This is a genomic window from Stieleria marina (genome assembly GCA_007741555.1).
Lineage (GTDB): Bacteria > Planctomycetota > Planctomycetia > Pirellulales > Pirellulaceae > K23-9.
Genome location: CP036526.1, coordinates 4,188,520 through 4,211,982, shown reverse-complemented (window position 1 = coordinate 4,211,982; position 23,463 = coordinate 4,188,520). Strand labels below are relative to the sequence as shown.

General features: G+C 56.4%; 19 protein-coding genes. 8 read left to right on the top strand and 11 right to left on the bottom strand.

The features are described from left to right. Positions 1 to 10 precede the first annotated feature (10 nt). Entirely contained in the window at positions 11 to 907 is an 897-nt protein-coding gene (locus K239x_RS15135; RefSeq protein WP_145419088.1) for an EF-hand domain-containing protein, read from the bottom strand. A gap of 269 nt (positions 908 to 1,176) precedes the next feature. On the opposite strand from K239x_RS15135, the gene K239x_RS15130 reads away from it, so the two are divergent. Continuing rightward, the gene (locus K239x_RS15130; protein ID WP_145419086.1) at positions 1,177 to 2,043 is read left to right on the top strand and encodes a PhzF family phenazine biosynthesis protein; all 867 of its coding nucleotides are present in this window, start codon (positions 1,177 to 1,179) and stop codon (positions 2,041 to 2,043) included. Then, positions 2,040 to 2,522 (top strand): GNAT family N-acetyltransferase, encoded by a 483-nt coding sequence (locus tag K239x_RS15125; RefSeq protein WP_419188981.1) that lies wholly within the window; start codon positions 2,040 to 2,042, stop codon positions 2,520 to 2,522. The genes K239x_RS15130 and K239x_RS15125 overlap by 4 nt, the downstream gene beginning before the upstream one ends. 62 nt (positions 2,523 to 2,584) lie before the next feature. On the opposite strand, the gene K239x_RS15120 is transcribed toward K239x_RS15125, so the two are convergent. The 4 genes from K239x_RS15120 to K239x_RS15105 all read right to left on the bottom strand — a co-directional run bounded on the left by K239x_RS15120 (position 2,585) and on the right by K239x_RS15105 (position 9,890). Then, positions 2,585 to 4,906 carry a multiheme c-type cytochrome gene (locus K239x_RS15120; RefSeq protein WP_419188980.1) on the bottom strand — a complete coding sequence of 774 codons (2,322 nt, stop codon included), beginning with the start codon at positions 4,904 to 4,906 and terminating at the stop codon, positions 2,585 to 2,587. A 77-nt stretch (positions 4,907 to 4,983) separates the two neighbouring features. Next, positions 4,984 to 6,237 carry a DUF1573 domain-containing protein gene (locus K239x_RS15115; protein WP_145419084.1) on the bottom strand — a complete coding sequence of 418 codons (1,254 nt, stop codon included), beginning with the start codon at positions 6,235 to 6,237 and terminating at the stop codon, positions 4,984 to 4,986. 99 nt (positions 6,238 to 6,336) lie between these two features. Further along, positions 6,337 to 8,826, bottom strand: a complete 2,490-nt coding sequence (locus K239x_RS15110; protein ID WP_145419082.1) for an O-antigen ligase family protein — start codon at positions 8,824 to 8,826, stop codon at positions 6,337 to 6,339. Beyond that, positions 8,805 to 9,890 carry an MraY family glycosyltransferase gene (locus K239x_RS15105; protein WP_145422377.1) on the bottom strand — a complete coding sequence of 362 codons (1,086 nt, stop codon included), beginning with the start codon at positions 9,888 to 9,890 and terminating at the stop codon, positions 8,805 to 8,807. The genes K239x_RS15110 and K239x_RS15105 overlap by 22 nt, the downstream gene beginning before the upstream one ends. Before the next feature lie 376 nt (positions 9,891 to 10,266). Here K239x_RS15105 and tsaE point away from each other — a divergent pair, with 376 nt between their 5' ends. The 5 genes from tsaE (at position 10,267) to mnmE (ending at position 16,305) form a co-directional block, all read left to right on the top strand. After that, the gene (gene tsaE / locus K239x_RS15100) at positions 10,267 to 10,773 is read left to right on the top strand and encodes a tRNA (adenosine(37)-N6)-threonylcarbamoyltransferase complex ATPase subunit type 1 TsaE (protein WP_419188979.1); all 507 of its coding nucleotides are present in this window, start codon (positions 10,267 to 10,269) and stop codon (positions 10,771 to 10,773) included. Further along, the gene (locus tag K239x_RS15095; protein WP_145419078.1) at positions 10,770 to 11,888 is read left to right on the top strand and encodes a phosphotransferase; all 1,119 of its coding nucleotides are present in this window, start codon (positions 10,770 to 10,772) and stop codon (positions 11,886 to 11,888) included. Before tsaE ends, K239x_RS15095 begins: the two co-directional genes overlap by 4 nt. A 124-nt stretch (positions 11,889 to 12,012) precedes the next feature. Continuing rightward, the gene (locus K239x_RS15090; protein ID WP_145419076.1) at positions 12,013 to 14,586 is read left to right on the top strand and encodes a protein-disulfide reductase DsbD family protein; all 2,574 of its coding nucleotides are present in this window, start codon (positions 12,013 to 12,015) and stop codon (positions 14,584 to 14,586) included. 72 nt (positions 14,587 to 14,658) lie between these two features. Next, positions 14,659 to 14,892 (top strand): hypothetical protein, encoded by a 234-nt coding sequence (locus K239x_RS15085; RefSeq protein ID WP_145419074.1) that lies wholly within the window; start codon positions 14,659 to 14,661, stop codon positions 14,890 to 14,892. A 36-nt stretch (positions 14,893 to 14,928) separates the two neighbouring features. Next, positions 14,929 to 16,305, top strand: a complete 1,377-nt coding sequence (gene mnmE, locus K239x_RS15080; RefSeq protein ID WP_145419072.1) for a tRNA uridine-5-carboxymethylaminomethyl(34) synthesis GTPase MnmE — start codon at positions 14,929 to 14,931, stop codon at positions 16,303 to 16,305. A gap of 19 nt (positions 16,306 to 16,324) precedes the next feature. Here the strand turns inward: mnmE and K239x_RS15075 are convergent, their stop codons facing one another. From K239x_RS15075 to K239x_RS15065, 3 genes are all read right to left on the bottom strand, one after another. After that, the gene (locus K239x_RS15075; RefSeq protein ID WP_145419070.1) at positions 16,325 to 16,711 is read right to left on the bottom strand and encodes a hypothetical protein; all 387 of its coding nucleotides are present in this window, start codon (positions 16,709 to 16,711) and stop codon (positions 16,325 to 16,327) included. A 160-nt stretch (positions 16,712 to 16,871) separates the two neighbouring features. Further along, positions 16,872 to 17,333, bottom strand: a complete 462-nt coding sequence (locus tag K239x_RS15070) for a DinB family protein (protein ID WP_145419068.1) — start codon at positions 17,331 to 17,333, stop codon at positions 16,872 to 16,874. Positions 17,334 to 17,369: 36 nt separating this feature from the next. Continuing rightward, positions 17,370 to 17,876 (bottom strand): lactoylglutathione lyase family protein, encoded by a 507-nt coding sequence (locus K239x_RS15065; protein ID WP_145419066.1) that lies wholly within the window; start codon positions 17,874 to 17,876, stop codon positions 17,370 to 17,372. Positions 17,877 to 18,221: 345 nt separating this feature from the next. On the opposite strand from K239x_RS15065, the gene K239x_RS15060 reads away from it, so the two are divergent. Further along, a complete protein-coding gene (locus tag K239x_RS15060; RefSeq protein WP_145419064.1) occupies positions 18,222 to 18,779 on the top strand; it encodes a methylated-DNA--[protein]-cysteine S-methyltransferase in 558 nt (185 codons plus the stop codon). Here K239x_RS15060 and K239x_RS15055 read toward each other — a convergent pair. From K239x_RS15055 to K239x_RS15045, 3 genes are all read right to left on the bottom strand, one after another. Continuing rightward, complete coding sequence (locus tag K239x_RS15055) at positions 18,670 to 21,279, bottom strand: hypothetical protein (RefSeq protein ID WP_145419062.1); 2,610 nt, start codon at positions 21,277 to 21,279, stop codon at positions 18,670 to 18,672. The genes K239x_RS15060 and K239x_RS15055 overlap by 110 nt on opposite strands. A gap of 112 nt (positions 21,280 to 21,391) precedes the next feature. Continuing rightward, positions 21,392 to 22,795 (bottom strand): zf-HC2 domain-containing protein, encoded by a 1,404-nt coding sequence (locus K239x_RS15050; RefSeq protein WP_145419060.1) that lies wholly within the window; start codon positions 22,793 to 22,795, stop codon positions 21,392 to 21,394. Then, positions 22,792 to 23,424: an RNA polymerase sigma factor gene (locus K239x_RS15045; protein WP_145419058.1), complete on the bottom strand. Its 633-nt coding sequence runs from the start codon at positions 23,422 to 23,424 to the stop codon at positions 22,792 to 22,794. The genes K239x_RS15050 and K239x_RS15045 overlap by 4 nt, the downstream gene beginning before the upstream one ends. Positions 23,425 to 23,463: the final 39 nt, after the last annotated feature.

The following is a 23,463-nucleotide window of genomic DNA, read 5'->3' as shown; positions in this document are numbered from 1 at the left end:
TCAGACGAAACTACTTTTGGGGCGGTTGCTTCGCGATATCGACAATCACTTGGGCTTCTACTGCGTCGACGAAGCCATCGCGATTCGCGTCGATGGCATCAAAGCTGGCCGTGATTTCGGTTCGGTCAATTTTTGAATCTCCGTTCTTGTCCATAAACCGAATGATTTGGGCGACGGGGCTTTGCGTGTCCGGCAACATGGAAGGAGATGTCTGTTGTTGGTTTGCGAGCAGGTGATCCAGGACAGGCATGATTTCGTCTGCGTCAATTCGGCGGTCACCGCTGACATCAAAGTTTGCAAAGTAGGGCTTCAGTTCTAACGGTGCTTCGTTCAAGTTCAGCATTCCGTCGTCATCCGTGTCGACCGATCGGATCAATTCGCGTGCTTGGTGAGTTTTCTGGGCAAACTGTTCTCGTTTGGCCAGATGGGTTTTGTTGGCCGAGAGCCCTAGCATGAATTCAGCGATCGCAATGGATTCCGCCGCGTCGATGGTGTCGTCGGCATTGGTATCGTATTGAGAGAAGTACAACTTCAGGTCCTGCGACGCTTCCTTGCGGCTGATGCTGCCGTCCTGGTTCTGATCGAATGATTGCAGGATGCTGGCGGCAGTCTGCCGGGTCGCGTCTTGTTGCGCCGTATCAGCCGCTTCGATCACGACCGGAATTTGGCCAACGACCACCGGAGCCGATTCGACGATGACGGGAGCCTGTTCGACGACCACCGGAGCCTGTTCGATGACGGGAGCCTGTTCGATGACGGGAGCCTGTTCGATGATGGAGGGGGCGATGGTCTCGAAAATTTCGATCGGTTCGTCAGCCAAAACGTTGCCAAAGCAAAGGCAGATGGCAAGCGCAACGCCAGAGCTCGCTGCGGCCGAAAACTTTGCGTTGAGAGGCCCTGGATTCATTGTCAAAATTGTCGTTGCTCTGGTAGGTTTGCTGCTTGATAGAACGCTATTGTAAACCGAACCCACCGCAACGTTGTTGTCTCTAACTGAGAAGGCGGAGGGATTTGGTCCGCGGGCTTGTTAAGGCGGGCTTATTGCGTAGGACCTGACGCGATGTGGCGATCGACACGTATGAATTGAAGCGATCCTTCACGCGATGTCCGCATTCGTTGACCGGGCAGTGGGTTTGGCTACCGCCCGATTCGAAACAAAAGGGAAGCGATAAACGAGTGACTGATTCTCTCCCGATCTGGCAGGTCGATGCCTTTGCAAATGCTCCATTCACTGGAAATCCAGCTGCGGTCTGTCTGTTGCCGCAGTACCCCTCGGATCAATGGATGCAAAACGTTGCGGCGGAAATGAATTTGGCCGAAACAGCGTTTGTGGTTCCGACGGATGACGCCGAAGTGTTTCACCTGCGTTGGTTCACGCCAGCTATCGAAGTCGATTTGTGTGGTCACGCGACGATCGCTGCGGCACATGTCTTGTTTCAGCAGAACAAAGTCGGCACCGATGCGGTCATTCGTTTTCAAACACGCAGTGGCGAACTCGCTTGCAGGGCCGTTTCAAATCCTACCGCCTCGCTTGATCAGTCGTCATCAAACAGCGGCGAGGTTTGGATCGCCGTCGACTTTCCGGTGACCGCATCGATTAACCGAGTCGAAGATTCTGTCTGCGCCCAACTGCAGGCTGCCCTTGGCGTGCCCGCGATCGAAGTCCGCAAAACGATCTACGACATCATGGTTGTCTTGAGGGACGCCGCATCGATTCGCAGCTTGACGCCCAATTTGCACCTGCTCGCGCAGATTGATACTCGAGGCGTCATGGTCACAGCGCCAGGCGATATTGAGGGCGTCGATTTCGTTTCGCGTTTCTTCGCTCCTCAATCCGGCATCGATGAAGATCCTGTCACCGGATCAGCGCACTGTTGCTTGGCGCCCTACTGGGGGCAGCGGTTGGGCAAATCCGTGTTGGCCGGTTACCAAGCGTCACCGCGCGGTGGCACCGTGTACTGCGAAGTCGTCGGGGACCGAGTCAAGCTTTCCGGGCACGCTGTGACGGTAATGAGCGGCCAGCTATTGGTTGCGCCTGAATGAACACTTCGTCATCAACGATGCTCCGGTCTTGGACAGTCAGTGATTCGGCGGACTGCCTGACGCTGTTTCGCGATTGTATTCGCCGTGTCTGTGCCGACGACTACACGCCCGAGCAAATCAATGCGTGGGCATCGCCGCAAATCGTGTTTGACGACTGGGCGCAGCGTTTCCAAAATCGGAGCGCGTATGTTGCTTGCCAGCGGGACGCGATCGTGGGATTCATCGACATGGACGATTTTGGTTACCTGGATCGACTGTTTGTGTCGGCGGACCATCAACGCCAAGGCATCGCCCGGCGGTTGGTCGACCAAGTCGTCGCCGATGCAAAACGGCTGGGCTGCCAGCGGATCAAGACGGAAGCTAGCCTGACTGCCAGGCCGTTCTTTCAATCCATGGGGTTCGCCGTCGTCAAGCAACAAGTCGTGGAATGTAGCCAAGTCCAAATGATCAACTTCCAGATGCAGCTGTCGCTGAGCTGATTAGTTGTTCCCAGCGTGAGCACGGTTGCACGGCGTGAGCACGCCGGTCGGTCACGTCTGCTTTAGTGTTCGATCTCGGGCCAGTAGATGTCCTCGAACGCGTCGGGTTCGTGGAAATCAGGACTGTTGTCCAAGTCGTGGCACTTCATGCAGTGTTCTTTCGCACGCGAGAGCGGTAACTGCATCGATTTTCGCAGGCGAGCTTTCTCGTCATCCGAAACACCTGAATCGTCGCGTTCGGCTTTGGAGTGACTTTCGCCGGGGCCGTGGCAGTTTTCGCATCCGTTGCCCAGCAGGTGTTTGCTGGCTTCCAGGCTCTCGTAGCCACTTGCGTAGGGCGAATACCCTTGCGGGTTCCAACCAGTGACGTGGCAGCTGATGCATTCGGGGTCGAAATGACGTGGCACGTCGCCGCGATCTTCCGGAGGTGCCGCGATACTGTCCGTGGCAGTCGCGTGCATTGATCCCGACCAAACATCAAAGGCATCTTCGTGGCACTGTGCGCAGGTCGCGGTACCGACAAACTTTTCGCCCGACAGGTGCGGAATCGGATCTAGTCCGAGCTCTCTGAATCCCACCTGTTTGAGATGATCTTGGTACTGGCCCATGATCTTTCGCATCTCTTGGGCATCGGCAAACTCGTGCGTCAGAGGGACACGTGCGTATTTGAAGGGGCCGTTGGAATACAGACCGATCAATCCGGCATACATGGCTTTGTTGCCGACGACGATCATTTGGGTTTTTGATTTTTCTATCGCTTGAGGACGATACGTCGGTTCGCCATAGCCGCCTGCTGCAATTAACAAGTCAAACCCTGGCACCGCTTTGACCAATTCGACGGCGTCTTTTTCTTTGCCGTAAAACGACAGCACTTTAAAGGTTGCGTTGTCTTTTTCCATGGCGGCCAAAGCAGCTTTGGCGCTTTCGATCGCCGGTTTGATCAAGGCTTCCGTCGTCACGCCTGTTTCCAAAGCGTCTGGATCCAACACATTGGTGATGCCGACGCGGTGCTTCCCTCGCTGGACGACCTTCATGATCGGGACGTACGATTCGTCATACAGAACGACGTTTGCCGAAATGTACATTGCTTCTTCGGGGCTGTCGGCAAACGCCAGCTGCAGCAAATCCGTCGCGGGCAGCCGCATGTCGTCCGGTCCAAATCCGACCGATTCGTACTGCATCTTTTTCAGTGCTTCGGTGGACCACGAAATCTTGATCGAAGCCTGGCGTCCGACGCGTCGCACTTGGTTGCCGGCATCGATGGGCAGCAAATCCCAGCCTTGATCGCGAAGCTGATTCATGAACGTTAATCGTCGGGCAACGCCACCTTTTTGCTTTTCCAATCCGGTGCAGCCGCACGGTTCGATGTAGCCGTTCTGTTGACCGGTGACAAACAGTGTGACGTCGGGTGTCTCCCACGTCGAATACGCTTCGGGCCGCAGTTCAACCGGAATCGCGGACGTTCCTTCGTCGGTCACGCTCTTGAGACCGCCGGGCATCGGCGCATCTTTGTCTTTGGTCGGATCCGTTTTCGCGGGGGTGGCAGGCTGCAGCGGCGCCAATTGCGGAGCGTCGGGATTCATCGCGGGCGGCGTCTTGGCGGTGTCCGGCACGCCTTCGGGAGTCGGGACCAGCTCCGGCTTCATGATTTTGGAAGGGGTCTGTGGCACTGCTTTGGGCGGCACTGCTTTGGGCGGCACTGCTTTGGGCGGCACTGCTTTGGGCGGCACTGCATTTGGCGGCACGGCATCGGGAGCAGGCGGATCGATGATTTCGATCGGAACTTGGCTCGGGGCAGGCTCCGTGATTTGCACAAACGTCACGTCAGCGGGGCGGAGCGTCGTCACGGGCGGTCGCAGACTGGATTGCAGCTGCTGCATTCCCCATTCGATCCGATCACGCGACGGTTCAGTTTGTTCGCGCTTTGCCAACCGCGCATTCGCGCCATTGACGGTCATCGGCGAATGAAACGCGAAACGGTGATTGTTGGTTGGGGAACCACTTGCACCGGCACCACTTTCACTGGCGCTGTCTTGTTCAGCGATGGCGTCGCTAGCGTGGGAACGGTCTGCACGGAAACCGACTGTTCGCGCGGGTGTTGATTGGTCACCCGGAAAACGAATTGTCTGAGCGTGCAGATCGCCGGTATCGTTGCCCCCGGTCGGCAACCCGATGCGTAATTCGGATTCGATCGGCACGATCGGCGGAGGCGACGATTCGAAGCATCCGGGCAAAATGGCCGCACACAGCGACAATCCGACCATCCGCCGCATTGTCTGCGAACGGGGACTCAGCTGTAGCAGCTGATTGATACGAAGCGATTTAAAAAAAGAAGCTCGTTTTTCCATTCCGTCGGTCCCTGGATCAACCATTGGATCACTCATTTTCGCACTTAGTTTTCAATGCATGCATTCATTGATGTGACCCAGACCGAGCGTCCCTGACGGGACGCAATCGATGGCTACTGCTTTGCGTCGATGGAGAATTTGACACCAATCAGCATGCGGGGCACCTTTGGATTATCGGTCTCAATCCAAATGGTTCCGTAGTCGCCTTTAGATTTACCGCGAAGGTCGAAGGGTTTATCACCCGGAATGATTTCTAATTCCAGCGGATAAAGCACCGTGCTTTCCTGCTTGATCGGTTTCCCCAGCTTTGCCTGAATTGCCTCGGCGGGTTCAACTTCTCCAATACTAAGATTTGTGTTGTCTCTCTCGCTACCCTTAAGCTTGATGAAACCGCGCGCTTTCTTGGAATCGTCGTCTTCCAAAGCACCTAGTTCGATGACGTACGCGCCTTGCCGAGATTTGATCTTGGTGCTCTCGACCATGCTCAGCTGACCGGCGATAAAACCAGTCGTTTCGACGTCGGACAAGAATGAGACCGGTACCCTCGATTCGTCTTCTTTGACGAACTCGCCTTGGTTGTCGCGGACGTGGAAAACCACCTGCATCCGCGTCGCCACGGCACCTTGGGAGAGCCCGCTTCTGACTCGGGCCTTGATGTTGTAGCCTCGCGTGGCTTTGGAAAATTCGCCTTCGCCTACAGTGGGATCGAATGGCTCCACATCGAATTTGGAGAGTTTGTTCATCTGTTCGCTCAAGAACTTGACCTCGGAGATTTCGATCTCGTTGTCATAGAAGCTGTACATTTGAGCTTCGACCTCGAACGGTTCACCCGCGGCGACTTCGCCAAACTGAATCGCACGTGGGGCAAATTCGATATCGCGAACCACGTCGCCTTGGATGACAAAATCGAGCACGACTTTGTGCGGGTCGTTAGTGATCACCTGAGCCTTTTGTGAAAAGTCCTTTTTCTGGGTCTTTACCGTCCAAGACACGACGATTTCGGTTTCTTCGCCGGGAGCCAACGTGTTTTGGTTCAGCGTGCCGATCGTGCATTTACACGTCGACGCGCCTTCTTTGAGCGACAAAGGCTCGGTGCCGACATTTTTGATGCGAAAAGTGTGTTCGCCTTCGTCGCCGGGAGCCATCGATCCGAAATGGTGACTCTCTTCGCTCAGCAATTCCACCCGTGCGCCCGAGCTTTTCTGGTCGGCTTTGACCAATTCGATCACGTTATCCGCCGTGACATCTTTTAGGTTCAAACGATCCAGATAAGCGTCGCGATGACCATACTTGGCTTGATTGAGGGCCCACGCCGCTGAGAGTCCCACGCCGCCACAGAGTGTCAATAAGAGCCAGAAATGCTTCACGGTAATTTCGTTTTCTGCAATGGAAAATGGGATGGTCGTGACAACTTGACGTCAATCGATCCGCCGGATCGATCGGACAACCAACATTCGATCGAAGATCTAATTTTGGTTTACTACGGGAGCGGCGTCAATTTGGTTCGGCGTCAGCAATTTGGCCAGTACCTCGCTAGCGGGCCCGATCACAGGGCTCGAATTGGCACGTCGCCCGACCGGTTCTGCCAGATAGATCATCTGCCGTGAAAGCTGGCGTTCGACGTTTTCGCCCAAATTCGCTAATCGGGCTGCTTTGGCCGCTAACGTACGAGCAAGTTGGACGTCACCCTGACGATCGGCGACGGCAGCCAACTGTGCGGACAGGGCGTGATCGGAGGGGCTCCACTGCGTTGCCTGCGTCAGATAGTCAGCGGCGATTTGAAGGTACTCGTCGTCGCCGAAACGCTGGTACAGATGCAGACTCTGTTGACCGGCGGCACGATAGAGCGTCGGATTTTCGCCCGCCCGTAGCAACATGTCTTGTAACTGCGTATGCCACATTGATCGCATGGATGGCTGATCGCCGCGAACAATCAAATCCCAACGCAACAAATCCGCTTTGTACAAACTGGCTTCGGGCGACCAGGGGTCCGCCGCGATCGCTTGGTCGACTGCCTTGCCAAGTGCCGCCGTCTGCTGCTGCGAGCGTGCCACATCGGCGATCCGCATCGCGAGATGGTTCTTTTCGACCGGTCCCAGCGAAACGGTGCGATGAGCCAACAAGAGCACCGCGCCGATCGCGATCACGCCCAGCGTCGCGGGCCAACGATGTTTGCGGGACTGATTATCGGTCCGCGCATCGTTTTGCAAGGTAGTCGCCACTGTCCGAGTCGCCGGTATCCGAGTCATTGCGCCGGCCAGAATCCAAATCGGCATCGCCACGCCGGGAACCGTCCAGCCGCCAGCCGCTAACAGGTGCACCATCAATGATCCGCAAGCGACAATCGAAAAGAGATCCAGTGCGGCCGATGAGCATCGACTGACGGCGGGCCAAAGCAATACGGCGGCCACGCACGCAATCGGCACGGCAAACCGATGTGCTTGAAAGTCAGGCGTGTGTCCCGACGCAGCACCCAGTAGCCAAATCATCAGCAGCGATAATCCGCTCCCCAGCCAAACCCACTTTGCCAAATCATCTCCCGAAGCCTCCTCCGTACTGTCAGCTGGCAACTCTCGTGTTGGGTTGATCAGGCGGCGAGAAATGGTCCATGCCGTCCAAGCCAAGAGGCACAGGAGCAACGCTAAGCTGACGAACCCGCCGGCGGCTAAGGTTTCAAAGAGAAAATTGTGTGCGTCCGCGACTTCTTCGCTGGCACTTTCTTCGCGGTAACGTTGGTAGATCGATTGAAAGTTGCCGGGCCCTGCGCCAAAGGCAGGGTGGTCCAGGGTCATTTGCCAAGTCGATCGCCAGTATTGCAGCCGAAACGCGATGGACGCGGGGGCCTGCTCAAACCATTCCTTGTTTCCCACCGCCGCAATCAAGCTCAGGATGCCAATCGCGGACGCGATCAATGCCGCTCCGCCCATGATCACGGCACGAAACCGCTTGGATTTTCTCGCGTGACCGACGGTGCTGGCCGCGTCATTGTCGGAATCTTGATCGCGCGACGATCGATCGCTCAGGGCAAAAAGCGACGGTCCGATCGACACGGCAATCATTCCCAGCACGCACGCTGCGGTCGCCGACCGGCTTCGCGCAGCCCACAAGCACACCAGGGCGATCACTAATCCCGTGATCCATCCGACACGCTGGTAATTTGTCATGGTTGACCACTGCAAACGCAGCACGCCGACGATCAGGACGCAGCCCATGACTAACATTCCCGCCAGCGAATTGGCCAACGCAAACGTGCCGGTCGGGCCACCGTCGAACAAGCGGTTTTCAAAAACCATCCGTTCGACACTTCCCGGCGGTGCTTGAATCTGTGCCTTGGCCAACAGTTTGTCCGGATCGGCGCGATATTCCGCGCGGCTGGCTGGCAAACTGATCCAGTTTTGATGCAGCCCGTGAACTGCCACGCCAATGCTGCAAACAATCAACAAAGCCGTCATGCTTTGGCGGACCGCCAGCGAACTCATCAAACGCCTCGACGCGCAAAAGATCGCGGCACCGGATACCCACAGCCAGGCTTCGTTGGTCGCCATCCGCAGGTTTCCGGGCGGGCACGTCGCAAACGCGGCCAGCATCATCCAGATCGCCAAACCACACGCCAACGCGTCGGCGACCACGGCAGGCGATTTCAATTGTTGGGGCAAACGCCCCAACCAAGCCATGCGTGCGAGCGTCAACGTCGCGATCACAATGGCAATCACGCCAAACCACAGCGCATCCCCGCGTTCGACCGCAACGCTATCGCTGGGGTGATACGTCACATAAACCAGCGCCCCGGCCAAAAGTGCCGATGCGATCGCGATCGGTTCCAATCGTGCTGGCGGCAGACTTTCATCGGCAACCGATTGGCTGCTTGAAGCGTTCGAATCGCTAGAAGCGGCCGATACGCTCGCGCGCTCGGGCGAATGGTTGTGAGCGGGTTTTACGCGTCGTTTTTTCGCCACTGCGTTGATTCCAAAATAACGACCAACAGCAACATGCAAGCAACGATGCCCAGCACCGCGATGGCTTGCAACAACGAAACGTGAGTCAGCAACACGGCGGCCAGCCCGCAAGTTCCGGTAACCAAATAGATCGTCGCAACGGCGCGGCCGCGACTGAGCCCCAGTCCCACCAACCGGTGCGAAAAATGACTATGGTCGCCTTTGACCAAACTGCGGCCTTCGCGAATTCGGATCCACAGCACCGTCGCCATGTCGTACATCGGAACCGCCATCGCACACAGAGGCGCCAGCACCGCGTGCGGACGTGGTTGGTCTCCGCCGCCCGCGAACGTCGCCATCAGCATGGCGACGGCCACAAGGAATCCGACCAAGTAACTGCCGCCGTCACCCATAAATATTTTGGCCGGCGGACGATTGTGCCACAGAAAACCCAGCAGCGAACCGCAAACGACCAGCAACAGTGCGGCGACGAAAAGCTGCGGGCGAGCGGTACCGGGGTCGGGCGTGCTCAGCATGACGGCGGCCATCGATCCGGCAATGATCGCAGCGATCCCGCCGCTAAGTGCATCCATGTTGTCGAGCATATTGAACGAATTGATGACCGCGACAATCCAGACGACCGAAAGCAGGTTTGTCAGCCACGGCACGCCGATGAAAGCGGTCAGCCCAAAACCGAGTCCGTAGACCACAAAGGCTGACACGGCAAATTCGACGCCCAACCGAATCGCCACGTTGACGCCCCGGCGATCATCGCAAATGCCCAGTACAAACAAGACGGTCGCGCAGGCCAGCAAGCACCAGAATTCGCCCGCTCGTATCCAGACGCCTTCCAAATAAGGCACCACGCCGGGGGGCAATTTTGCTTGGATCGAATCCGATCCTCGAGCCAGTGCGACGGCAAATGTTCCCGCGGCAAACGTTCCCACGATTCCCAGCCAGATGCCAATTCCGCCGCCCAGGGGTGTCACTTGAGTGTGCGAGCTATGGCCGCCGGGCAGATCCATCAGGCCAAGTTTGACGGCGAATCGACGAACCGGATACAGCGATAGGGCGCAGATCAGCATTGGCGGGACCACTGTCACACCCAAAAACCACGCGATCCAATTCGACAGTTCCACCTCGTTTGTTCCTGGGGTTGATACCCGACGCATTCCGTAGAACGGCGTATTCGTTAAAACACAGAGTCTAACGCGTGCCGGCGTTGATCGTAATCCGATGCAGTGCTGGTTTAGCGAACCGGTTCGGCTACCCATCCAAACGCCGTGCGTTATCCATCGCACTTCACATCTGCAGTCGTTAAACGCAGCGACTGGCCATAGAGTTCATTCATTGAGTTCATACTCGCTTTGCCGAACCACTCTTCCGGCGTAAATTACCTCACCGCGATTTGGATTTCTGTCGCTTCGCCAACCATCCCTTGCTCCCTGCAAAACAAACCTCGTGACAACACCTGATTCCGCCTCTGGCATTTTGATCTCCGCGCTGGACCTGCCCGCGATCGGGCGCTTTGCCGATCAGCTGGTGAGTCAGTTTCCGGACACGCTGGTGATCGGATTGGTAGGAACATTGGGGGCGGGAAAAACGACTTTGGTCCAATCGATCGCGGCGGCTGCCAAAATCGACGTCGCCGAAGTCACCAGTCCGACGTTTACACTTTTGCAGACCCATCGCGGCACGCTGACGCTTCATCATCTGGACGCGTACCGGTTGGCGGACGAAGACGAGTTTTTGGAATTGGGCGTCGACGAGCTCTTCGAACAACCCGGCGCGTGGACTTTGGTCGAATGGGCCGACCGAATTGCCGACGTCATGCCAACCGAGACGTTGTGGATCACCATTGAATTGACCAGCGATGACGCGCGGCGCGATTTGCGTCTGACTTGTGACGACGACGCCACCCGCGAAAAAATCACTGCAGTGGCTCGCCAACTCGGTGCCGACGCTTGATTGACAACACGCTCCCGCCGGCGATCGCCCGCAGCCTGGTATCGCTTCACGGCGTCACCGAAGTGGTCGCGGTCGCGCCGGGGATGAGCGGCGCCAGGGTTTTTCGCTGCCAATCCTACGACGGTCGACAATTTGCTCTTCGTCGGTGGCAGTCTCAGGCTTCGCCAAAACGCATTGCCGAAATTCATCGCATTGTCGCGTCCGCGTACGGCAATGGATGCACGATGGTGCCGCAGCAATTGCCGATGGATTTTCACGGCAATACTTGTCCGTCTTTCGACGGTTCGACCTGGGATCTGGCGACTTGGGTCACCGGCAGTCCCTTGCCCGCCGACGCCACCGTGCAGCAAATCGCAGCAGGCGCCGCAGCGATCGGTCGATTCCATCAAGCCGTCGCGACCATGGGAAATCGAATGCAGCCAGCTCCGGCCGTGCGATCCCGGCTGAGCCGAGCCGCTGAAGTGGACCGCTTGTTGCCCCGACTGCAAGGTGTTGACTGGAGTGCGTGCCCGGAGATTCTGATCCGCCCGCTGGCACGCGCGCGAGACCAATTGCAGACAAAATGGGCTTCAGTCCATCACGAATTTGCCCGATCTATTAGGGGTTATCACGATGCTGACGTTTTGACTCAGTACGTGATTCGGGATGTTCATCGGGGGCACATTTTGTTCACTTCGACGGACTCCGACCAAGTAGCCGAATCGGTAGCGATGGAAACCACGGCAACTAAGACCGATGCAACTGACGATGCCGCGACCAGTTACCGAGCAACGGGCATGATTGATTTTGACGCCGTCCGCGTTGACACGCCCGTGACGGACTTGGTTCGATGGGGAGGCAGTTTTTTAGACAGCCATCACCTTGGTGATTGTGGGGCGGATGCGATTTGGGACTCTGTTTTGGCGGGCCATCAGCGAGAATCGACATCTTTGCAGAGTTGGCGGGCAGGCGAGTTTCGACTGTTGGCCGGACAGCTGCATCGGATTTCGACCTGGATCAGCTTGGCAAACTGGCTGGACTGGTTGACCATCGAGCAACGAAAATTTCCGACCAACGACCAAATGGTGGCCCGCCGAATCGATGAATTGGCCGATCTGGCTGACCTGGAGCTCTAGGCAGGCTACATAAACATTGACTCTCGCTTCGTCGCAAACGTAGAATCCGCAATGAGAACGTGCCGAACAGCGTCATTTCGCCGGCCGTTTTTTACCGAAATCCTTTTTTGTTTCGCCAATCCCAATGCAAGACATTTTGATGCCAGCAAACAACGAAACGCGTCAGCCCAGTGTTGGTTCGTCGAGTCGTGTATTCGGACGCACTAAATCGACGTCCGCAAAGTCTGCACGTAGAACGATTCGGCCGTCGGTGTTTGCCATCAAGTTCGTCGTCGCGTTGTTGGTCACGCTGGTTGGGCTGCCGTTGGCTGCACCCCAATTGTCGCTCGCGCCGGCAATGGCTCAGGGCGGATTCAAATTGCCGATGTCCGTCCGATCGTTAGGCATACAAAACGAAGACCCCGCGACTTGGTCGGCCACTTATCGCGTCGTTCCCGGCACGGACGAAGGTGTGTTGGAAGTCGAAGTGGTTCTGTCGCAAGGCTGGCACGTTTTTTCGACCACGCAAGAGAGCGGCGGTCCCATCCCGACTTCGATCACTATCGCAGCTCCCAAAGCCGTCCAGCTTAGCGGTGCGTTTCAACCCGACCATGAACCAGAGTCAGCCGAGTCCGACGTTTTTGAAGGCGTCACGATCGAAGAATTTCACGACTCGGTGATTTGGTCCGCCAAAATTGTTTTGCCTCCGGGCTACCAAGGCGACATCGAAGTGGCAGTCGACGGACAAACCTGTTCAGAAGCAGGGTCTTGCACGCCAGTCCAAGAATCACTGGTCGCAAAATACACTGGCGAAGCGAAACCGGTTCAAACTGTTGCGGACACCGCGACCGCCAAAGTCACCAAACTGGACCTTGCCAAAGCTAAACCGTACCGCGAACCCAAAAATCCCGTTCAGTGGAAAGCAGCTGCGTCGAAATCGATCGCGGCAGGTGATCGCGGCGTGCTTCAATTCAATGCGACGCTGGACCCCGAATACCACGTCTATACGGCAGCCGTGGACGATGCCAATTCATCGACCAACTTCATCGTGACCAACAAAAGCGGTCTGAAAGTCGGGATGCCGACGACGCCGACCAAAATCATCGTCGACAATACGCTGCCGACGTTGCCAATGAAGTATCACGATGGCGATGTGACTTGGTCGTTGCCCGTCCAAGTTCCCGCGGGAACGGCGGCTGGCGAACACAAGATCGAAGGATTCATTGTCTACCAAGCATGTACCAAGAGTGCATGCTACCCACCGACCGCACTGAAATTTGAAACCGTGATCGTCGTTGGCGACGGGGCTGCTGGCTCGACGGTGGTTTCGATGAAGCCTGCTAAGCGTCCGGTCGCTCTGGATGCCGCCGACGGCAACAAGTGGGTGGACGAGTTGGACGCGGCTGGCAATGCACCTGCGGCGGGCAATCAATCGCAAAGTGACGCTTCGACCAGCCAAGCACCGCCAATCAATCCATCGACGCCGGATCAGGTCTCCGCGGCGGAATCACCTCCATCGCCGGATAGTTCGGGATCAAATTCAAAAGCGGATTCTCGCATTGCTGACTCAGCCTCCGCTGCCTCCGCAATCTCTTCGGTTGTTGTCAAAGACAGCCCGGAAGAGATTGCGGAGATGGCGAAGCTATACAACGTTGACGAAAAGATTCGCTACCTGACGCTCAGCGACATGGATTCCAATCCGATCGGTTCGGGCGGCGTCAGTTCGTCGGACACGATGACGTTTTGGTCGGCGCTGTTCGGTGCATTTGTCGGCGGGATCATATTGAACCTGATGCCTTGTGTCTTTCCCGTGCTCGGTTTGAAAGTCATGGGATTTGTCAAGCAAGCGGGAAACGATCCAGCAAAGATCCGCATGCACGGGATCGCGTTTGCCGGAGGATTGTTGGTCGCGATGTGGGTCCTGGCCGGCATCATCCTGACGATCAAGATTTCGCTCGGTACCAACATCAACTGGGGCGCTCAGATGAGCGAACCGTATTTTGTTTGTGCCATGATCGTGCTGCTGTTCTTGCTCGGCTTGAACTTGGCGGGCGTGTTTGAATTCGGCACCTCGATGACTCGCGTGGGCGGCAGCATCCAAGGCAAAGAAGGCTACAGTTCATCGTTCCTTTCGGGCGTGTTGACCACCCTGGTGGCGACGCCCTGCTCAGGGCCGTTTCTGGGTGCCGCGATGAGCTATACGCTGGCGCAACCGGCCGGCATCGCGATGATTTTGTTCACGGTGTTTGGGCTGGGCATCGCAGTGCCGTATTTGTTGCTGTGCTTCTTTCCCGCCCTGATCAATCGACTTCCGCGCCCCGGTGCGTGGATGGAAACTTTCAAGGTGACGATGGCGTTTGCGTTGTTCGCGACCGTCGCGTTTTTCATGCAAGCGTTTGGATCGCAGACCGGTGCAAGCGGATTGTCTTGGTTGGCAATGGCGTTGGTGGTGATCGCTTTGGCCGCCTATTACTACGGTAACTATTCGGCTCCGCATGTGCCTGATGGCAAGCGTTGGGCGTTTGGCTACATCATGCCTTTGGCGATCTTTTCGCTCGGCGCGTGGATGTGCTACGGAGCCGCCAACGAACGATCAACCGCAGAATCCTCGTACCACGCTGGCGGACTGGCTTGGCAAGACTGGAATCCTGGCAAGGTCGAACAGACTCTCCGGCGAAAGAAGAAAACGGTGTGGGTTGACTACACCGCCGATTGGTGACCGACTTGTAAAGTAAACGAGAAGCGTGTCTTCTCGAACGCCGAAGTAATTCAGAAACTAGCCGACCTCAATGTGGAACTGATTGTCGTCGATGACACGTTGCGCGAAGAGCGAATTTCTCGCGACTTGGCTCGTGCCGATCGACAGATCCTGCCTGTGAATTTGATCTATCCACCGAATTATCCCGAAGAACCAGCGATCTTGTTGGACGAGTTTATCGGACCAGCGGATGCTCTGAAGGTTTTGGAGCGGATGGAGAAGATTCAAAACAATTTGGCGTCTTCACGCTTGGCAGTGAACCATTAGTGTGACGCCCTATGACGATTGCAAACGGTTGGTGTTATGAGTGACGCCAGCGAAACCATCGTCGCCATCGCTTCGCCGACGACGCCCGCACTGCGCGGCGTCGTTCGGCTTTCAGGCGATGAAGTGCTGCCTGTGCTCCAAGCTCTGGGCGTCATGTTGCCCTCAAGCAACGCCGCTACTGCGATCGATGCCACGATCCAAGCGGAATCGCCGATCGGCGCGGTCGATGGGCGTCTTTCGCTTTGGCCGACCAGTCGAAGCTATACGGGTCAGCCATCGGCCGAATTTCATACTTACGGTTCGCAGCCCATCCTGGCCGCTGTATTGGATGCCTGCGTTGCCGCGGGCGCTCGATTGGCACGTCCGGGCGAATTCACTATGCGTGCGTTCTTGGCCGGGCGACTGGATCTGACGCAGGCCGAAGCCGTCTTAGGTGTCATTGATGCTCAGCAGCGCGGATCGCTTGACCACGCCCTCCGGCAACTTGCGGGCAACCTGTCTCGACCGCTCGAAACACTTCGAAGCGATTTGTTGGACCTGTTGGCTGACGTGGAAGCAGGTTTGGATTTCGTCGATGAAGACATTCAGTTCATCAGCGACGATGATCTGGTCAATCGGCTGCAGTCGATCAAAGCTCAGTTGGTACAGACACAGCAATTGATGCGGACTCGTGGCGATGCCGATGTCACCACGGTAGTGTCGCTGCGTGGTGAACCTAACGCAGGCAAAAGTCGTTTGCTGAACCGTTTGACCGATCGTCAAGTCGCGATCGTGGCCGATGTCGCCGGAACCACTCGCGACGCGGTGACGGCCGAGACGATTATCGAAGGTCACCGAGTCAAGTTGGTCGACACTGCTGGTATTGAAACGCAGCAGGGCGAAGACGTCGACGCTCTGATTTCGCAGGCCTCTCAGGTGCAAGCCACGCGAGCCAGTGACGAAGCAGCCGTGCGACTCTGGTGCCTCGATGCAACTCGAAGTGACTTTCATGCGGCCGCTGATCGAATGCGCCAGTTGGCTGCTTCACGCCGTCAGTCCGCTGTCGACCTTTGGGTCGCGACGAAAACGGATCTGTGTGATTCGACCAATCTGGATCCGACTTGGATCAAGACCAGTAGCGTGGCCGCCGACGGGATCGATTTGCTCAAGCAGGCCATCGTCAGCGCCATCGCGATGGTGGACCAAGAAGAAACCGGATCGGTAGTCGGGACCGCTGCCCGTTGCCGCGAAACATTGGCCGGTGCGATCACCGCGATTGATCAAGCCGTCGCATTGACTCAGGGTCAACAAGGGCACGAATTTGTGTCCGCCGAATTACGCTTGGCCGCGCAGTGTCTGGGCGAAGTCACCGGTGCGGTTTACACCGACGATATTCTGGACCGAGTCTTCGGGCGATTCTGTATCGGCAAATGATAATTGCCGTTGAATGCGCTTAATCCAGAATTCCGGCGCCACCGGGGGTCGTAATGAATGGATTGCGTCCTGATGGATCGATCATGATTAGCCCCAATCGTTTGCATTGATCGCTCATCAGCATCATGAAAGTCATCGCGTCTGCCTTGACGCTCAAGTTGAATGTGCAATGCCGTCCGTCGGCCAACAAGGCGGGCGGCCAAAGAGTCCACTGAGATTGTTCGTCAACGGTCGCTCCATACTTGCCGCTGGCCCATTCCAATAGCTCGCCGATCTTTGGCGTGGCGCTGTCCGGCGGACTGGCATCCCCTGCTCCAACGACCGAATCAATCCACTCGCTCAGTTCGGCCGCAGACAAAGGAGGTTGCAAATCAGACGCGTCAAACGCAATGAAATCTTTGCTCATGGTAGGCCCGAGGGGAATTGATATGGGAAAGGAAGCGATCGATTCACGCGCACCGCACGACGTCGAACTTAGATGATAAGTAACGGTGGAAATTCCGCGACCAAAATCGCAGGTGATTGTAGTTTAGGCGACGCCGTTGAGGTCTTCTGGTGAGGCAAGGTCACGATGCGTCAATCTTGGCGCGAATGAATTTCAGGTGATGGGGGATGTGGTCGGTAATGCGTTGCAATAGTGTTTCCAAGGACATTTGACCTGCCAGCGAATGCTGGCCGTACCGTTGAAAATCATCCAAGCTGAGCGAACGCAAGATCGGCAGCATGTGAGTGCGTACCGCGGCGATCAACTGAAGTTCCGCATCCAAGGGGCGAGCGGCTGTGTGCAGGGCTGGAATAAAATCGTTCGGGTCCGCCTCGAAAAACGTCGGGTTGTCTTCTGCCAGCACGCGTTTGATTCGGTCGGCGTAAATGATCTCCGCGTCAGCGAGGTGGCAGACAACTTCGCGTATCGACCAAGCCTGAGGAACCGGATGAGCGTCAATGTCGATGCCCTCCCCATCGCGAAGCGCATCGGCAAGCAGGTTCGATCCGCTCGCATACTGTTCGATCAGCGCAGAAGGTTGCATGGTTTGCAGTGGAACGTAGTGAGGAGAAGGGATTTCTTAGGCAGGATCGCCGCCGTAGGCACCTGCGGAATAGGTCAGTTCGTAGCTGTGTGAGTAGATTTCGATCAAGTTGCCGAACGGGTCTTCGCAGTAGACCATTCGGTATGGCTTTTCGCCCGGAAAATAGTGCCGGACTGGCATTCTCTGCTTGCCGCCGTTTTCGACGATCTTTTTCGCAAGACCTTCGACGTCGGGATCCTGGACGCAAAAGTGAAAGACACCGGTCTTCCAATACTCAAAATTGTTTTCCGGCTTCTCGGCATTCTTAAACTCAAACAGTTCAACTCCAATTTTATCGCCGGTGGCCAGATGCGCGATCCTAAATCGCTCCCAGCCATCGCCGAAAACATCATTGCACATTTCGCCAATCGCAGAGTCATCGGCAACGATTTCGGTGGGCGGCATGATGACGTACCATCCCAACGTGTTCGTGTAGAACTCGACGGCTCGGTCCAAGTCAGTGACCGAGATACCAATGTGAGAAAACGATCGGGGATAGGTCATGACTGGTCTTCGGACGGAGGTTCAGGTTGAGTGACAATCGGCAAAAACATCAGGTCACAAGCAAGCGACAACACTCCCTGGGACGCTTGGCAGTCATCGACCGCCGAATGGCAAGTGCCACTGTCGCGTCTTGGATGGCGGGCGGTTCACCAATGGTAGCTCCCTGACGTATCTGCATCCACGTGGTCGAAATATCAGTGCGGGAGAATCCTTTGGAACGAATCTGTAGGACGATTTACTGCCAAGTCCAATCGATCGACTTTTCTCAGTCCGCGTCTTGGCCGGTGAATTGGTATACTCGGGGACGCACTTTCATCCTTCGGTCTCTTGCGGGCGTTTCGATTCATGCTGATCACACGACGACATTCGACGGCTCTCGGCAGCGTTTCGTCGACCTGGACCGCGAAAGGGCTCTATAGCGTTGCGATTGGTGATGATCCGTCACGCTTGACCGACCGTCGTGACGCCAACGATTCAAGCGTCGATCCTTGGGAATTTGATGAATCGGTGATTGATACTTTTGATCGACACATAGTCGACTACTGCCGGACGGGACAAGGTACGTTTGACGAAGTCGTGGTCGACCCCGCAGGATGGACTCCGTTTATGCAGCGAGTGTACCAGTGCTGCCGACAAATTCAGCCCGGCGATACGATGACGTACAAACAACTGGCAGCGGCAGCGGGCAATGAAAAGGCGAGTCGCGCGGTGGGGGCGGCGATGTCGCGAAATCGCATTTTGCTGGTGATCCCCTGTCACCGCGTGCTTGCCGCCAATGGGCAGCTTCGTGGTTTCAGTGCCCCGGGCGGTTTGGCGACGAAGCAGTCGTTGTTGGATTTGGAGAACTGCGTCGAGAGCCAACCATTGTTCGCAGCGGATACAGCAACCATGCAAGCCACGTGATCACGGAGATTGTGATCGTTGCTTTTAACCACCCAGGTTGGTAGGTGAACGAGACGCTCCAGTCGCCCGGAGGAACGATGACGCCTTGCTTTAGGAAGTCCACATTGTGAACGGCAGCGATGCTTCGTTGGCCGGTTGGTCGATGCGTCAGCGTCGCGTGCCAATGGCCGTCCTGGTAGACCGGACGTGTCAACAAACGATGCTGTGTTGCGTGGATCTGTAAATTCGCCGCCGTATCCTTTTGCGCGACAAGCATTGTGGCTCCGCTTGGCACCGGCAATTGATCGGAAAAAACGACCGCATCTTGCCGGCCACCCGAAGCGGCCATCTCATCAAGTAACTGCAGAAACCGCGCGGCGGACTTTTCGCTTCGATCGCAAAACGTTGCCATGACGGGATCGTCCATCGACTGCGAGCGAAGTGGGCTTCGCAATTTGACCGTCGGGACCACCAATCCGTTTGCTTCGGTCGGTTGATCGGCGTCGACAAAGATCACGTGGTTAAGCTGCAGCCACGTTTGGACGGATTGCCAAAATACTTCGCGATCGGCGTTGTTCATTGCTTTGGTCAGTCGAGCCGAAGAACGCCAAAAGAGATCGACGTCACGGCTGCGAATGGACGACATCCCGTTGAATACATTGATCTGATGATCCAAATGCCAGCGACCAAAGCAGGCGACCCGTTCGCTAGCCGAGACTTCCGCTAAGCGATTGAGGTTTGCGGATTGCCGCCACTGCTTCGGCCAGCCGGTGCCCGACTGCATTCGCAAAGCACGCAGGTGGTCCGGGAATGTCGCGATGCCGTTGGCGGCAATCATCGCCTGCTCTTCGCTTCGGTTCACTTTTGCGGTCAGCTGCGAATGGCAAACGACAAGGTCCACTGCCAGCAAAATCAACAGCAGGCTCAGTCGTGTGGGCTGACTGATCCGCGCCGAAACTCTGTTTCGATAGACCAGCAAAACGACTAGCACCACGACGACGCCCGAGTGAAACAATGACCACGAGAGGAGGTTCAGTGCGCCGCGATAATCGAGCGGTCCCCAGTACTCGTCCGTCAAAGACTCGGCCGCCTCAGGTTGCCAGTCCATGAATCGTAATAGCAACGTCCCGGCAGATGCCGTCAGGATCGTCGCAATGATCAGCCACGTTGAACGTCGGACCAGCGGCGTTTCGGTGGGCTGTTCCGATGCCGGGTGAAAATTGGACTGGACCCATTGTGCCGACAGGACAGCGGCCGCGATCGAAAAAAACGGTAACCATTTGGTTGGATAGCGATACGAATCGTAAAACGGAAAGTATTGATACAGGAACCAGTACAGTCCGCCGACTGCGCTATCGGCTTGGGGGCGAAAGCCAAACTGCTGAATCAGCCAAGTAAAACCGAAGTGCCCCAAGGACAGCAAAAGCGATGTCGCGGCCAGGGCTAACCAGAGATCCTTTTCCGGCTGCCGTTTCTGCTGGTGGCGTTTCCTAAAACCGCAGCGATCAGCTACAGAGCACATTAGAGCCAGCAGTCCCAGCATGCTGACGTAAATGGTCGGCGTCCACATGCGTCCGTCGCCCGCAATCACGGAACTGATGCGTTGGTTTTTGGGGAACAACGATCCACTTGCCCACGGAGTCACCAGTTCGGACAGGTGCCAAGGTGGCAGCGAAAATTGATACGCTTCGTCCCGCCGCTGGGCTGCGATTTGCAAACGTGTTTCGTCGCTTGCGCTGAAATCGACTACGCGGCTACTTTGTTGGCTCCAAGAAAGGGACGCCGCGATTTGAGGAGCCGACATGAGCGCGGCCAGTGAGCACGCCAACACAACCGGGATCAGCATTCGGGGCAAGGTCCAAACGTCGCGATGGGCGACCGAACGTACCAGTGCGGCGGCTGCCAACACGATGACGCAGTGCAGTGCGGTCTGAGGATCACCTCCAAGCACCATCATCGCGAGTGCAAATGCGGGTCCTCGGATCGGCGTCCGTTTGCTTGGGCTGGTCGCGTTTGGTGAACCTGGCTGAATCAGCAAACCCAGAACAAACGGCAACCAAGAGGCGCCGACTAAGAAGGGGAGATTCGTATGCAGAAAGAACACGCTGCCGCTAAACGCATAGACGATGCCTGCAATCGTAGTGAACTCTCGTTTGACGCCCGCGCGTTTTGCCAGCCATGCTGCGGCAATCGCAGCCAGCAGCAAGTGAAAAACCGCGTAGATTCCGATCGCCGTTTCGGCATCCACAGGCAACGCAAAAATGACGAATCGAACCGGATACAACACCGCGGTGGTTGTCTCGCCCATCAATGGCATGCCGGTCGCGCCAAGCGGATTCCACAGAGGCAGCCATTGCTGGTTTGTCCGCAAGGCAACGTATCGATACAGCGGAGTGTAGAAATGACTGACGTCGCGAAACGCAAGTCGTTGGCTACCCGTTAAGACAGAACCGAAACAAACCGCCAATGCGATGGGCACGAGCAACCAATTTACTCGAGAGCGGATTTCGGAAGAAAGCATCGATGCGAAAGAGTTTCGGCACAGCGGGAAACGGATCGGGACCGATGCAGTCTAACGGCTCTTGACCCGGCGTGAATCGTCGCCGGTGAACTTTACGTTTCCTGTTCGTTGGCTATCGACCAAAGGAACGACCGCGATCGGACAGTCGTCGTTTGATTTCCGACGGAGGTAGAAGGTCGATTCGGTCACGTTCGGCGTTGCTAAGTTCCGAGTAACGTTCGATCAGGGTGCCGCGCTCAGGACGGAGTTGGTCGAATTTGCGGCGAGCCGTTTCTTCGGCCCAAGTCCGCAGCGTGCTTTCCAGCAAACGTGGGTCGTGGCCACTATAGGGAGACCAATTCGTCAGCAAATTCAAATCATCCAACGCATTGACGTCTAAGATCGCAATAATGGAATCCAATTCGGACATCGTGATGGGCGCGATCGCGTCGTATCCAGGTGGGCGCGAAAACCGACTTCGGGATCGACTTTGATTTTCGTCGGCCAGCATAACCATGATCGCATACACGTGCGCGCCTTCGGAATAACGTTCGGCGTGCTTATCGATTGCCGCTTTCAGCTTGGGATCCGCATCGGTACGGTCCGCCAAGAATGTCTCCAAAGCGTGGTCGATCCTGATCACCGTTTCTTCGGACAGCATGCCGCCGGAACGTCGCGAAACCGAATCCAGCGTGTAAGTGATGGCTTCGGCGATTGCCTTCTTTCGCTCGATGCCTTCGGTTTGCTCGATCGCGTCTCGCATTTCAGCCGGCAAGGTTGATCGCCAAGCCGCGTACTGAGACATCGTTTTGATTAACAATTCTGATTCGGGTTGAATCTCGATCTTGGCAGCTGTCTGTTTGATTTTCTCTCTTGAGTCAGCGTCCAGCTGTGCCAGTTCTTCCCAGCGAGTTTCCAAGATCGCTCGACTCTCTGGTACCATCGACGCGATCACCTCGAACCGCCCGCTGACCGGCGTGGTTTGGATCTTGGTCATCGGTTCGTAGTTCAGTTGGCCCATTTCTTTGGCGGTCGACACCATGTTCAGCCAAGCGGGATCGTTCTGCAGAATCCGCATCAGAGTGAGGTCGCTGCCCCAGAGATACGCGTCCAAGTTTTCGGCCAGAGCAAGGTTCTGCAACTGATGGTGTTCGATCGAACTTCGATTGAAAAAGCCAGCGGACCATCCGGCGATGGCGGCCAATAAGGCAAACGCTCCAATCAACAGCGGGATACGAAAACGTTGCGGTGACTTTTCTTCGGGTTGTTCCGGAGCGGCTTTCAGGATGTCCGATACGACTAATTCCAGAGTCGATTCGACCAGGCGTTCATTGGTAGTGGGGGCGGGGAGCTCATCCAGCATTTCCCAGCCGGTTTGCAGACTCTGCAGTTTCTGACGCAATGATTCGTCCTGCAGTAGGCGATCTTCCAGTTCGTCACGTTCCCGCGAATCCAATTCGCCATCCAAGTACGCGACCAGTAGCTCGTCGTCTGGATCAAGCGGGCTGACTTCTTCGGTCGATGTGTCAGTACTCATTGGTCGTCCTCCTGTTTCAACAAGCCTGAATCAACATACGGCTCAAGGATCTCCCGCAGATTGACCCGTGCGCGGCTGAGCAACGATTTCACTGCTTTGGTGGTCAATCCCATGGCCTCGGCGATCTCGATGTAACTCATGTTCTCGAAACGCGACAGCATCAGTGCCATCCGTTGGCGTTCGCCAAGTGTACTGACGGCCGCACGAACCAATTCGGCCCGCTCGACGCCTTCGGCCAGCCGGTTGGGCATCAGGCCGCTCGCGTCGATTGCTTTGGAAGCCAACAGCTGGGCGCCGCTGGGAGTGTCAGGTGTTTTGGGGGCGTCGACTTCGTTGACTTCTTGGCGACGTCCCACCGAACGATTCGCATTGCGAGCCACATTGCCGGCGATCGTGAATAGCCAAGTCGAAAACTTAGCTCCGGGCACGTAAGATTTCCTAGCCCGATAGACCCTCATAAAGGTTTCTTGCATCAAGTCTTCGGCCAAATCGTGACGCGGGCCCAGGGTATGCATCAGGCGAATGAGCCGAGGTTGATACTTTCGCATCAGGTCGGTAAATGCGTTCACGTCGTCTTCTTTTACGCGCAGCATCAATCGAACATCCGGGTCGGATTGCTGATAACGCATTGCGGTCGATTCGCTGACTGCCAAACGATCTGTCGTGGT